This is a genomic window from Erwinia sp. JUb26 (assembly GCF_003751505.1).
Lineage (GTDB): Bacteria > Pseudomonadota > Gammaproteobacteria > Enterobacterales > Enterobacteriaceae > Erwinia.
In genome coordinates this window covers 113,010-126,650 of sequence record NZ_RJVB01000004.1, presented here as the reverse complement: position 1 = coordinate 126,650, position 13,641 = coordinate 113,010, and the positions used below count along the sequence as shown (strand labels likewise).

The following is a 13,641-nucleotide window of genomic DNA, read 5'->3' as shown; positions in this document are numbered from 1 at the left end:
GGTGACGGAATGAAGCACAGCGGCTTTCCTTATGTTGTTCCGATGCTGGTGCTGTCGGTGCTGTTCTTTGCCGTGCCGCTCGTTGTACTGATCGGATTCAGCTTTATCCATCCTGGCGGGCTTACCCTTGAACACTACGCGCGATTTTTTGGCGATGCCTTTAACTTTCGCGTACTGGTGAACACCGCCCGACTGGGGCTGGAAACGGCGATCGGCACCACCCTTCTCGGCCTGCCGATTGCACTGCTTTACTGGCACAGCGGGCGCACGGTGCGGCAAATCATTATTTTTCTGACGCTGATCCCGATGCTGACCAGCAACGTAGTGCGCACGTTCGCGTGGATCGTCATCCTGGGTCGTCAGGGTCCGATCAGCGATGCGTTGATGGCGCTGGGGATCACCGGGGCCCCCACCAGCCTGATGTTTACCGAGCTGGGGCTGGTGATGGCGATGTGTCAGATCGATCTGCCGCTGATCCTGCTGCCGCTGATTGCCATACTGACCCGTACGCCTTACTCGCTGACCGAAGCCGCACAGGTCTCCGGTGCCGGGCCGTGGCGCATTCTGATTACCGTGATGCTGCCCGTCATGCTGCCGGGTCTGTTGGCAGGCTGGATACTGGTGATTGCCAGCACCAGCAGCTCGTTCGTCACCCAGGCGGTGATCGGTGGGGCACGCAACGTCTACGTTCCGCAACTGATCTATCGTGAAGTCGGCACGCTGTTTGACTGGCCGCTGGCTTCAGCGATTGCGGTGGTGCTGCTGCTTTCCACCGGCTGTTTACTGGTCGCCCTCTCGATGATTTCACGCCACAGGAGGCTGAACGGTCATGCATAACTTTCGCGAAAATCCCATTCCAGCACTGCTTTACAAGGTGTTTGTCTACGGTTTTGGCATACTCTGCCTGATCTATCTGATCGCACCGATTGTTATCGCGCTGATGATGTCGTTCACCGCCGGTCAGACGCTGAAATACCCGCCAGAAGGGTTTTCGCTGCGCTGGTATGAAGCGCTGCTGGACCCGGTCAGGTCCGCAACCGAGCATATTGCGGCGGGAAATTCGCTGAAAATTGCCGCTCTGGCGGTCGCGGGATCGCTGCTGTTTGCGGTACCGGCCACCATTGGAATGACGCGTATGAAGCGGAAAAGCGTGAACAGCATTGAACCCCTGCTGCTTGCGCCGCTGGTGATGCCGAGCCTGGTTTACGGCCTGGCCGCGCTGATTGTCGCTAATTTTGTCGGCTTCCAGCCTTCGCTCTGGCTGACGGTCACCGGTCATATCGTGGTGTTTGGCCCGCTGATGTATCGCGCCGCCTCGGTGGTGGCTCAGGGGATGAACCCTTCGCTGGCCGAAGCATCAACCACCATGGGTGCCAGCTGGTTTATGACGCTGCGCCGCGTCACGCTGCCGCTGCTGATGCCGGGCATTCTGGCCGGTGCGTTTCTGGTGTTTATCCAGTCGCTGGATAACGTCACGGTGTCACTTTTCCTCGCGGACGCCAGTACCACGGTACTGCCGCTGCGAATGTTTGCGCTGATTGAAGAATCACTGGACGTCCGTGTGGCGGCGATCTCCGGGATATTGATTGGCTTCACCCTGTTGGGATTACTGGTCGCTCGCCGGGTGCTGGCTCCGCGACCGCAAAATCACTGATCGACTGATTTCACAAGGAACTATTATGCATACTCATGCGACCGCGTCGGCGGGCTATCGCATCGGCTCTCTGCTGGCCGATTTCCAGCCGGACTTCACCTTTTCGGCACCGCTGCCTTTGCCGGAAGCCGAGTTCGCCGAGCGCCTGCGGCGCATCCGTCGACAGGCGGTAGAAGCCGGTCACGATGCGCTTGTCGTCCATGCGGGCAGCGTCGGCTGGTTTCACGCGTCCAACGCTTACCTGCGCTACATTTGCGACTGGATGCGCGAAGGGGTACTGATTATTCCCACCGACGCCGACAAGCCGCTGACCCTGCTTTCCTTCTTCACGCAATCGGTGCTGCTGCCGCCGGCGGGCGAGCCGCTGCTGGTTGAGGATATCTGGCAGATCGGGCCGATTGGCCGCGAATATGCCGATCGACCCGGCGATGCCGTACTGAAAACCGCAGAAAAATGCGCGGAGCTCCTCGCCCGCCTCGGGCTGAGCAAAGCGCAGATTGGGGAAATTGGCGATCGGACATCGCTGACCTTCCAGGCCGCGCTGCATACCTTAATGCCCGGCTGTCGCTTTGTCGGCGATAACTCGATTCTCGACCGCCTGCAGAAAATTCGCTCCCCGCGTGAAATAGAGATGTTCCGCGCGGCCGCACAGTTAATCAGCATCGGCACCCAGGCGGCATATCACGTGGCAAAACCGGGTGTTACCGACCATGAAATATTTGCCGCCTTTACCGCCGCGCAGATGGCCTTTGGTGGCGAAACCGGTGACGGCTACCAGATTGGGATTAACGAGTTTGGCACGCACTGCGGCAAGCCCTACGGGCACGTCGTGCGTCCGGGAGATTTGATCAACCTTTATATCTCCAACGTCACCTGGCGTGGCTATACCGCGCAAACGGCGCGCATGATTGCTGTCGGTGACATCACGGAGCGCCAGGAGACGGTGCTGGCGGCCTGCACCCAAGGCGTGAAGCGTGCCGAACGCCTGATTAAGCCCGGTGCATTAATGCGTGATATCAACAATGCCGCCTTTGGCCCGATGATCGAACAGGGCATGCTGGACGATGCCGAAGCGCGCACCATGCCCTATAACTGGTCAGCCATGCCGGATGGCGAGGCACGGCTGATCCCGCAGCAGTACGTGCGCGATATCGACTGGGAAGCCCAGGGGCGTAAGCTGATGCACGTTTATCCGGCAACCCATGGCCCGCATAACCCGAATCTAGGCCATTCGGTCGGTATGGCGGGCGGGCAAAACAGCTTTAATATCTCATCGCATAACTACGATCGGCTGGAAACCGGCATGGTGTTTGTTCTGCATACGCAGTGGCTCGAGCCGCTGTCGGCAGGCTGCAACATTGGCGACTGTTACGTTGTCACCGAGGACGGTTTTGAGAACCTCAGCCGCCATACTCCGCTGGAAACCCACCGCATTCGCGCCGGAGTCTGATATGAGCTTGCCTGAAAATCATACATGGTTTGATTTTGCCGAACTGAGCGAGCGGGAACGCTATAAGATCCTGATTGGTACCGTTATCCCCCGGCCCGTTGCTCTGGTGACCACGGTCGATAAAAACGGTAAACCGAACGCCGGGCCCTTCAGCTTCTTTAACGTGCTGACGCACGACCCGGCGATTGTGGCCATCGGCGTGGAAAACTACAGCGATATGCGCTTTAAGGATACTGCGCGCAACATCCGTGAAACCGGCGAATTTACCGTGCATATCGTCGATGATGCACTGGTGCGTCAGATGGAGATCTGCGCGATTAAATTTGGGCCCGAAGTGAACGAACTGGCGGAGGCCGGCCTGGCAACCGTGGCAGGTAACCGGGTTGGCAGCCCGCGCATTCTCGCCGCCCCCGCCGCGCTGGAATGCCGTCGCCACACCACCCTGCAGGTTGGCCCGGCACGGGAAATCATCCTGGGCGAAGTGGTAGGCGTTTACGTGCGTAGCGATGCGGTAAACCCCGAGAATCTGCACATCGATCAGCAGCTGATGGATGCCATTGGCCGCATGGGCGGCAACACCTATTGCCGCACCCGCGACCAGTTTGATGTGAAGACCCTGACCAAAGAGCAGTGGGAGGTGAAAAAAGACGCCGAACGCTGATACGTTTAGCCGGAGACACTAAGCGGTATCCGGCGCGATGGATCATCTCAAAACTGATAAACCAGCCCGACCGCCAGCACATCATCCGTCGACACGCCTGCGGCCTGGCTGAAGTCGCTGTTATCGATCAGGTTCAGTTTGTAATCAACGTAGGTTTGCATATTGCGGTTAAACAGCCAGGATGCGCCAAAGTCGATAAACCGCACCAGATCCTGATTCCCGTAGATCTGACCACTGGCAGCGCGGCCAAGATTTTTGGCGCGGGCCTGGTTATAGGCGATAAACGGCACCACCCCGGAGTCAAAGCTGTACTGGGCAAACAGTTCGAAAATCTCAGACTGATTAGCATAGCCATATGCCCCACTCCCTGAGGCGGAGCCAAAGCGTGAGGCATTCCTCGCCTGCGTGTACATCGTGGCGAGATAAAGCCCGTGAGCTTCATATTTTATCGCGCCGGAATAGGCTTCCGCCCGCTCACCCTGCCCCATTATGCCGCTGCCGGAGTCGTTCTGCGCCCCGGTTCGTCTGGACTGAGTAAACGCGCCAACCGCCTTAAAATCACCGGCAAATTCCCAGGCCACCGACATGCCGTAGCCGTCACCGTTCTGACGCAGTGCGCTGCGTGAGCCGGGTTCGCCGTTGCCGTCGTTCTTACCCTGATACTGGAGCGTAACGTTCAGCCCGTCCACCAGGCCAAAGAAGTTGCTGTTACGGTAGGTCGCCAGGCTATTGCCACGGCGAAACATAAACTGATCGGTGTTATAGGTCTGCGCGTCAAACTCCGGCTGCATGTCGGTCAGGCTCAGTGCGTCGTACAGCACACCGATATTGCGGCCATAATCCAGCGAACCATAGTCACCCAGTTTGATGCCGGCAAAGCCCAAACGGGTATACATTGAGGCCCCGTTGTTTTCGGGTTGATTCATATCGACCTGGGCCTGCCACTGCCCGTAGCCGATCAGCTGCGGGGAAATCTGCGTCTCGCCCTTAAAGCCGAAGCGCATATAGGACTGGTCGCCGTCCTCGCTTTTGTTATCGCTCAGGTAACGCAGGCCGGAGATTAGCCCGGACAGTTCCAGTCGGTTGCCGTCGCGATTGTAGATTTCAGCCGCGAAACCCGACGTGGAGAGCAGGATAGAGGACGCCAGCAGCGTCAGTTGTTGAATTCTCATTGCCCCTCACCTGAGAGGCAGCGCCAGGCAAAGATCACCTGACTGTTGTCACGCTGTAACGATCGGCGTGCGTGCTTCTTTCTGAATGCGGCGGGAGGCACATTCAGATACTTTCGGAATGTCCGTGAGAAGGTCTGCTGGCTGGTAAAGCCGTTATCAAATGCAATTTGCATAATGTCTTTATTGGTAAACAGCAGCGATTGTGCCGCGCGGATCAAACGCCGGGTGCGAATATACTCGGCCAGGTTGTAGCCCGTATGTTTTCTGAACACGCGCTGGAAGTGGGAATGCCCGTAGCCGCTTTTGCGAGTGACCGTACTGACCCTGATACGCTCGTTGTCCAGGTTGTCTTCAATCCACGGGATAATGTCCTGCACAACGGATTTAATCCCCCTTCCCGAATACTGCTCTGTACGGGACAGCGATTCCCGGGCAGGACTGACAATAGGCATAATTTCTCCATTCCGATCGTTTTAACGTTCGGATAGTGATTAAGGCGAAGTGATTCGCTTAATGAGTAAGATAAAAATGGAGAATGATTATCTTCCTGGTGCCGTGGAAAGATAAGTTATACAGAAGGATAGTTATACAGAAAGATAGTTATACGAAGAGATAATTGAATTAGCGATAAAACGGAGATAATGGCGTTATTCCTTCACTCACTTATTTTACATCTTTGCCGCAAACATTCGCTGTTACGCACGGTGTTTTATAGCGGACCCACCGTCGTTTAACACTTGCTAACGCACGGTATCAGACAACAAAAAACGCTCGCCGCACATCATTCAAATTTTCTGATTTACTTCAGCAAAAGACAGGGATGTTATTCATCCACGCACGGGTCTACTATGCATTCCATCGAGGCAAAACGCCTCACCATAAACAAAATCAACTGAGGAGTTAATCATGAAATCTATCAAAACTTTCGTTGCAGTATCCGCACTGGCTCTGGTTTCTTTCGGCAGCATGGCGCAAAACATCACCGCTACCGCCTCTACACTGGATGCCGCAGAAGCGAAGGTTGCCGCTCAGGCAAAACAGAGTGGTGCAACGTATAAAATTACCGGTGCCCGCGTTGATAACCACGCCTACGTGACTGCCGAGCTGATTAAATAATCCCCCACACTGGAACACCCTCCTGACGCCTGTGAACGATTTATCACAGGCGGCCGGGAAGAATAAAAGGAGTAACGTATGAACACGCTCAAGACACTGGTCGCACTGTCTTTTATCACCCTGTTTATGGCAGTCTTATCGGCGAAACGTTCGCGCCAGGCCCATCGGCAATAACAACGAATAATCCTGGCTGTTTGATAGCAGTAAATCCCACGCGATGGCGATGTTGAGGTTAGACCTGTTCCTCGCCCTGCATGGGTTTGTGTCTGAACGTTCCTCTCTGTTGCATCGTCCTTACCCCTCTTGCTTGTTAATGATAAGAAAAACTTCACGCTGATTTTTTACACCTTTCCCCTACCGCAATCCGCCTATATCTCTGTTTTTTTTCAGCATTGACGCAGATAAGCCCGGCAGTATCAAACGTCATCGTAAGGCGTTAATTTTATGATCGATTCGAATGTTAATTATGCAGAAAATGACAATCTACTCTATTCCCTTCGCTTATCGCGGATAATATTGTCGTGTAACAATATTAAAATAACGTCCGGTACGTTTCAGAATGAGCATGCTGTTTGAATAATAATATTTAACTGTTTGCGGAAAAAGCCCTCCACTCCACCTAAGATAAATCCTATAAGAAATATCTCTCCGTCGCTGAGAAATATTTTGCAATATTCATCACGGCTCGGTGATTTACAATTATACGACTTAAGAAAATAACTTTCTTCATACTTTCATGGCGTTACAAACTGACAGGCGGAAATGAAAACTGTCGTCATTTACAGAAAGTTAGTATAGTATTTAATAATAAAATCACGATTTCTTTATATAACACTTACAGACATCCATTATTTTGCACCTCATCGGTGCATGACATTTTCGTTACGGACACAACATCAATTGAGAATCCGCCAATGAATCACACCGTTTATCTTGTTGATGATGATGCATCGGTTATCACTGCACTGACCAACCTGCTTGAATCCGCAGATTATCGTGTCGCACCGTATACCTCTCCTCAGTCTTTCCTCGCGGAATCACTCTCTTCCGGGCCGTGCTGTCTGGTTGTGGATATCAATATGCCCGGCGCTGACGGCTTTGATGTTACGCGCGCGCTCAGCGATCGCGGCTATTCAATTCCGACCATCTTTCTCACCGGATTCGGTACGATTCCCATCACGGTTAAGGCAATGAAAGCCGGAGCCTGCGAATTCTTAACCAAACCGGTCGATCCCGATCATCTGCTGCAGGCCGTAGCGGAAGCGCTGCGAATATCTGAACAGGGTATGGAAACTGCCCGCGAGAAGCTGGCATTAACCGAACGGCATTTGACGCTGACACCCCGTGAAAACGAGGTCATGCTGCTGGCGATTGGGGGTTTGCAGAACAAGCAGATTGCCGCCGAGATGGGCGTCAGTGAGATCACCGCCAAGGTGCATAAGCGCAGGGTGATGGAGAAAATGCAGGTGCGTTCGCTATCAGACCTGGTCAGGGCCGCCGAGCGGCTCAGCATCGTAAAGTCGGCCAGCCGCTAAGCGTTCCCCACAGCGTCCGCAATCAGTGAATTCCCTGAGCTCATCCTCAGGGAACAGGATGTTAGCCTTCCGCTTCCGTTGGCAGCGCGAACCAGAATTTACTGCCGCCACCGGCCCGGTTCGCCGCTTTCAGTTCGCCTTTATGCTTTTTGATGATCCCTTCGCTGATGGTTAGCCCCATCCCCATTCCCTCTTTTTTCGTCGTATAGAAAGAGTCGAAAATACGCGATATCACCTCATCCGACAGGCCGGTGCCGTTATCCGCTACCTCAAAAAGAATCGTATCAGGGGTGGGATTAGACGAAGACAGCTTCAATACACTGGATCCTCTGCCTTTTTCAACCATCGCATCAATGGCATTCACCACCAGATTCAGTAGCACCTGTTGGATCTGCACCCGCTCGCAATAAATATTGTCGTTCTCCGCACGCAGATCTAAATCCAGTGAAATCCAACGCCGCTCCAGCTCCATGCGCGAAAGCGACAGGATATCCCGCGCGAGGTGGTGCAGTTTAGCGGGAGCAAACTCAGAAATCTGATTGCGCGTCAGCCCCTGAAGCCCGCGAATGATATCTCCGGCGCGTTTTCCTTCGCTCAGAATTTCCTGCAGACCGCGGCAGGCGTTGTCCATATGCTCGGGGCCGCGTTTTATCCAACGCATGCTGGCCCCGGCGTTTGCCACAATCGACATCAGCGGCTGGTTGATCTCGTGGGCAATCGACGCGGTAAGCTGCCCCACCGTGGTCGCACGGGAAACACGGGCAAGGTCGGCCTGCGCAATACGCACGGCATCCTCGGCAAGGCGCTGTGAAGTGATATCGGAAATGGTGCCAAAATACTCGCTGACGTCGGGCAGGTTTTCTACCGGGTCGCCGATGCCTTTGATATAGCGGCACTCGCCGTCGCGACGGATAATACGAAATTCCGCCTGCATGCTGACCCCGTTAATCACGCTTTCTCTGACCAGTTCGCTGATGCAGCCATGATCGTCAGGATGAACCATGGTCATAAACTCCGCCATAGACAGGCTGCTTTGCTCCGGCGGCAGGCCGAGGATCCGCCGATATTCGTCGGAAATCATCATCTGGTCTTTTGCCAGATTCCAGTGCCAGGTGCCGGTGTGGCTGATTTTTTCTCCCATGATCAGCGAGGTCTGGCTGGCGCGCAGCTGCTTTTCAACACGACGGCGGTTAACGTTCTCCTCCATCAGTTCGGCATACAGCCGTGCGGTTTCCAGCGAGACGGCGGCCTGCGCCCCCAGCATCGACACCACGCGCGAATGTTCGGCGGTAAATACATCCGGCATCAATCGGTTTTCCAGATACAACACCCCGACCATCCGCGCCTGCTTAAACATCGGCACACACATCACCGCCGCGCCGGATGCCACCAGATACGGATCCTGGCTGAACGGGCTGAAGACCTCCGGTTTGCCGGTGCGGATCTCCTGCCCGGTGCGGATCACCGCCGACAGTACCGACAGCGGCAGGTCCGTTGCCAGCGGCGTTTGCTGAACGATTTTCACCCGAATACCGTCAGCCGTGGTGGTGGCTCGCGCTTCAATTTCCGGCACGCTGCCGTCCAACAGTCTGATCAACAGGCAGTGCTGGGCACCCGCTCTTTCCAGCAGCATCATCATCAGCGTGTTGATCAGCCGGTCGAGGTTGATCTCCTCGGTCAGCGCACGCACCGCGGTAATCACACTTTGCAAATCGCTCAACTCGGCGCTCTGCTCGAACGGCACCGTGCTAAAGGCGGCATGACGGTGGGAAGAGGCATGATGCGGATAGCGCAGCTCAAGCTGTCGGACTTTAGCCCCGGCTCCCCAACGTTCCCAGGCGGCGATAGCGCCTTTGATATAGCCATCCGCCGCCACGCTCAGGCCGCAGGTGCTTGCATAGCTTGCGGCCAATTCACAGGCCAGGCCGTTGATATGATCAAAACGGCCTTCGCGCGACAGCGTTATCGCCAGCTCATACTGCTGGGCAGCCTGTAGAGAATCCCCTTCCAGCCGCAGCATTTCCGCGCGCAGCAGTCCGGCTTTATCGGCAAAGGTCCGCGGGTTTTCAGTGGCCCAGGTGGCAATCATTTCATAGTGTGCGGCAACAAACTGCCGATCGTCATCGGTGCAGGTGTGCGAGGTCAGCGGAATCGTTACCGACAGCGCACTGTAGAGATGAAAATCGAGCCGGTGAATGTGCCCGGGAATGGAACCGGTGAGCGGCGCGGCCTGGGCAAAACAGTCCGCTGCGCAGGCATATTCCCCGGCGAAAAAGTGAGCCATGCCCTGATACAGCCATGACCAGAACTGCATCAAAAGAATAGGTTCAATGCCGGTGCCGGGTTTCATCTGCAAAATGGGCTGCGGCTGGAAGTTTTTCCCGGACAGCGGCGCATCCCCGGCAAAGCGCAGAAACAGCACATAGTCGCGCTGCATTTGCAAAATCACTTCAACGTCACGGTACTGCGCCTTACTGACGTACGCCAGACCACGCTCGATGGAGGTCTGCACCCCTTCCAGGTGATCGCCTCGCGTTAAATAATTCATCACCAGATGGCGCAGGGCAAGGCAGGCAGAGGTGCGATCGCCCACGGCCACGGCGGTGTCGAAGGTGGTTTTGGCGCAGTCGATAGAATAGGTGGTTGGCATGGTCCAGATACTGACCTGGTCCAGCGGCAGCAGCGTGCGCGCTTTGAAACTGGTGAAGTCGTGTTTATAGACCAGTTCCCGGGCCAGCAGCGTGCTGGCAAATCCCCGGCTGTACTCGTTGTAGTGATCGCCACACAGCACCCCATACCAGGACAGTGCAAATGTTGACGCGCCGGTCATCCCGCGATCCATCGTCAGATGCAGCATCTTGCAAACGATCATGAAGTGCAGCCGTGGACTGACAAACGCAGCAAACATGCAGGCGCTGGCCATCAAATTCATAATCGCTTCTGTCTTACGGCACGCCATCAGCGGCAGCGGTCTGAGGCGGGTATAGGGATTTTTACCGACCTGTTGCTTGAGTTTAATACGGGCAGCATCGCATTCGGCTTTATCCGGCTCCCGATTCAGGTGAATGCCGAAGACCGCCAGCCAGGCAATTGCCGTTTCCAGCGCCAGCTGGCTGTCCGACTGCCGCATATGAATTTCCGCCATCATGCAGGCGGCAATGGCTTTATCGGTGGGATTTCCCGGCGCGCTAAGCAGCCGCGTGCAGTGTCGCTGCGCGGTCGACAGGTTGCCGTGTAAAAATTCGCACTCTGCCGCTTCCAGCGTAAAGGTGAAATCTTCTTCGGGCGTCAGCGGTGCATTCAGCCGCTGGGTAGCCTGTAAAAACCGCAGCGCTGAAACGTAATCACCGGTGTTTTTAGCCCGACGGGTCGCCAGCAGAATCAGCTGACGATACCGGCTCGCGCTCTGATGAAGCAGCTCGGTGTTTTTAATCGCGGCCACATGGTGAACGACCCGGAACAGCGCATCGTTGCTGAGATCCTCATTGGCCCGCTCGGCCAGCAGGCTGGCGGCGCGAAAGTGCAGACGATCTTTTTCATCCGTATCAATCAGATTGATTGCCGCTTCCTGTACGCGGTCGTGAGTAAAGGCATAGTCATCGTTGTTCAGCGTGATTAACTGCGCCACTACCGCAGGCAAAAGATGCATGCGGATCTCTTCCTGCGTCAGATTCAGCACCTTGCCGGGCAGACTCAGCCCGCCGGAACCGCCAAGGCATGCGATGCTGCTCAGTACCTGTCGGGTAATGTCCGGCACAATCTCCATGCGCTGTAAAACCAGGCTGGCAACATTTTCGGTGTACTGGCAGGCCTTGATGGCGTCGAGATCATAGTGCCAGGTCAACGGGAATTTACGGTGGCTAATCAAACCATGCTGCACCGCCTGGCGTATAAATTCCTGAGTAAACAGCGGATTGCCGCCCGTTTTTTCATGAACGACCCGCGCCAGTTCGCAGGTGGCAGACGCCCGCACGTGAAACATCCCCGCCAGCCTGCGGGCAATTTGTTTGATGCTCAGAATCTGCGGCGTAATGTCGCTCACCCGCACTGCCGAAGCGCGCAGTTTTGCCAGCAGCTCGCGCATCGTCTGGCAGGGCATAGAGGCAAGATCCCGATGCCCGACGACGACCATCAGCGGGATATCTTCGCTCTGGCTAAGCAAATTTTGCAGCAGCCCCAGGCTGGCGCGATCCGCCCAGTGAATATCGTCAATCATCATCACCAGCGGCCTGCCGGGAGTGGCAAACGCTTTGATCATGCTGCAGGCCATCGTATTGAAGCGATCGCGGGCATCCAGCGAGTGGATATCCGCCGCGAAGTGCCCCTTCTGATTCAGCAATACGCCCAGTTCGGGGAAGAAGTGGATTGCCAGTTCGCTGTAGTCGCCCAGCAGGCGGGTAAAATGCGCACGCCAGCGGGCGACATCCGCCGCAGGCAGGCCCATCAGCTGCAGAGTTAACGTGCGAATTGCGGAGATGAGAATGCCGTGCGGCAAAATGGGCGAATGCCGGTCGGCTTTCACTACCGTCAGCAACAGTTTCTTTTGCTGCAGTTTTTTCGCTGCCGAAGCGATGAGCGACGTTTTCCCCGAGCCCAGCGCACCGTCAATCATCACCAGTTTGTGCTTACCGCTGTTGCTGAACCGTTCGAAAGCGTCCAGCACCTCCTGAGCCTGGGGATGATCGTAGTACATCGCATCCGAATACGGCCCGGTCTGCGGCAGATCCTGCGAGCCGAGGTCAAAGTGCTCAATGTGCCCTTCGGGGGTGATGATAGACAGGCAGCGGCGCAGATCGGCCTGTAGCCCTTCGGCACTCTGATAGCGATGCTCCGGTGATTTGGACAGTAAACGCAGAATGATGGCCGAGAGGACAGCAGGCACATCGTGACGCACCCGCTCAGGGGGCAGCGGCTCGGAGGCAATGTGGTGATGCACCCACTCGGAATGCCCGGCGCCCGGCGTGCCAAAAGGCAGTTTGCCGGTCAGCAGCTCGTACATCACAATGCCGAGGCTATAGAGATCGCTCAGGCTACTCACCCGCTGGGTCGTGCGCGTGGTGTGTTCCGGCGACATATAAGCCAGCGTACCGCCTGAGGCAGGCAGCTGTGTTTGCAGTAAAACTTCAGAAGAAGGGCACGCGAGCCCGAAGCCACCGAGTTTACATCCCCCTGCTTCGGTGACAAAAAAATGCGCCGGTTTGATATCGCCGTGGATCAGCCCCTGCTGATGCATCATTCCCAGCGTGTTGGCCATCATCGCCGCGCTGTGCAGGAAGTTGCTCAGCGACGGCCTTCGCACGCGCATCACTTCGGCCAGCGTCTGATAGGCGAAAATCGGATAAATCAGCGCGTAGCGGCCGCGGTAGAGCGTATGTGCTGATGGCTTCAACGCCCATTGCGTAGAGAGATTGTCTCGCAGCAGGTATTCGTTTTTAAGCAGCTGCGAAACCTGAAACTGGACGGCTTCGCTGGCGGCAGCGGTGAGGACAAACTCTTCGCCCAATGAGGGGCTGCGGCATAAAAACCATTCGCTGTTGCCCTCCTGCGCCAGCGAGGTAATGACGAGATCGTCAGGCAGGGTCAGCGTATTGGATTCAAAGGAGGGAGGCACGTCCGGGAGTGAACTCATCGGCATCCCCTGCTCGTCGTCAGCGCCAGCCGAACGTTATCAAGCAGCGTATCGATATCAATGGGCTTCGGTAAAAAAGCGATGGCCCCGAGGCTGATAGCATAGCGCAGCGTATTATCGTCGCCGTTGCCGGAAATAATAATACCCGGCGGATTTTCAATCCGCCGGGTGAGTTCTATGAAAAGTTCAAAACCGCTCATTCCCTTGAGCCTGACATCAATGATAAACAGCGCGGCCTCTGCCAGCGCGTTTGCATCTTCCAGCAGCGTTTCCGCCGACTCATAAATCCGGGTTGAATACCCCTCCGACTGGAGCAGGTTACTCAGCCCACTACGAACGGAACGTTCGTCATCAACGACGACAATGCGCTGCGACAGCTGCATGCTGTTATCCTTTGAAATGCTCACGTAACGTGAGAGCGTCC

10 protein-coding genes are annotated in these 13,641 nt (G+C 55.7%); 6 read left to right on the top strand and 4 right to left on the bottom strand.

What is annotated here, in order from left to right:
- Positions 1-9: 9 nt before the first annotated feature.
- From EC836_RS12180 to EC836_RS12165, 4 genes are read left to right on the top strand one after another with little or no spacing between them, the layout of a single operon-like run.
- Entirely contained in the window at positions 10-837 is an 828-nt protein-coding gene (locus EC836_RS12180; RefSeq protein ID WP_123333410.1) for an ABC transporter permease, read from the top strand.
- Complete coding sequence (locus EC836_RS12175; RefSeq protein WP_123333408.1) at positions 830-1,654, top strand: ABC transporter permease; 825 nt, start codon at positions 830-832, stop codon at positions 1,652-1,654. Before EC836_RS12180 ends, EC836_RS12175 begins: the two co-directional genes overlap by 8 nt.
- 25 nt (positions 1,655-1,679) lie before the next feature.
- A complete protein-coding gene (locus EC836_RS12170; protein WP_123333406.1) occupies positions 1,680-3,104 on the top strand; it encodes a M24 family metallopeptidase in 1,425 nt (474 codons plus the stop codon).
- A 1-nt stretch (position 3,105) separates the two neighbouring features.
- A complete protein-coding gene (locus tag EC836_RS12165) occupies positions 3,106-3,765 on the top strand; it encodes a flavin reductase family protein (RefSeq protein WP_123333405.1) in 660 nt (219 codons plus the stop codon).
- Positions 3,766-3,812: 47 nt separating this feature from the next.
- On the opposite strand, the gene EC836_RS12160 is transcribed toward EC836_RS12165, so the two are convergent.
- Positions 3,813-4,937 (bottom strand): porin, encoded by a 1,125-nt coding sequence (locus tag EC836_RS12160; RefSeq protein ID WP_123333403.1) that lies wholly within the window; start codon positions 4,935-4,937, stop codon positions 3,813-3,815.
- Positions 4,934-5,389 carry a helix-turn-helix domain-containing protein gene (locus tag EC836_RS12155; RefSeq protein ID WP_123333401.1) on the bottom strand — a complete coding sequence of 152 codons (456 nt, stop codon included), beginning with the start codon at positions 5,387-5,389 and terminating at the stop codon, positions 4,934-4,936. The genes EC836_RS12160 and EC836_RS12155 overlap by 4 nt, the downstream gene beginning before the upstream one ends.
- A 454-nt stretch (positions 5,390-5,843) precedes the next feature.
- On the opposite strand from EC836_RS12155, the gene EC836_RS12150 reads away from it, so the two are divergent.
- Both EC836_RS12150 and EC836_RS12145 read left to right on the top strand, forming a co-directional pair.
- Positions 5,844-6,053 carry a YdgH/BhsA/McbA-like domain containing protein gene (locus tag EC836_RS12150; protein WP_123333399.1) on the top strand — a complete coding sequence of 70 codons (210 nt, stop codon included), beginning with the start codon at positions 5,844-5,846 and terminating at the stop codon, positions 6,051-6,053.
- Between the two features lie 914 nt (positions 6,054-6,967).
- Positions 6,968-7,588 carry a response regulator transcription factor gene (locus tag EC836_RS12145; protein WP_123333397.1) on the top strand — a complete coding sequence of 207 codons (621 nt, stop codon included), beginning with the start codon at positions 6,968-6,970 and terminating at the stop codon, positions 7,586-7,588.
- 61 nt (positions 7,589-7,649) lie between these two features.
- Here EC836_RS12145 and EC836_RS12140 read toward each other — a convergent pair whose 3' ends face one another.
- Both EC836_RS12140 and EC836_RS12135 read right to left on the bottom strand, forming a co-directional pair.
- On the bottom strand, positions 7,650-13,217 hold the full coding sequence (locus tag EC836_RS12140; RefSeq protein ID WP_233599295.1) for an ATP-binding protein: 5,568 nt from the start codon (positions 13,215-13,217) through the stop codon (positions 7,650-7,652).
- Positions 13,214-13,600, bottom strand: coding sequence for a response regulator transcription factor (locus tag EC836_RS12135; protein ID WP_123333393.1), 387 nt, complete (start codon positions 13,598-13,600; stop codon positions 13,214-13,216). Before EC836_RS12135 ends, EC836_RS12140 begins: the two co-directional genes overlap by 4 nt.
- Between the last annotated feature and the right edge of the window lie 41 nt (positions 13,601-13,641).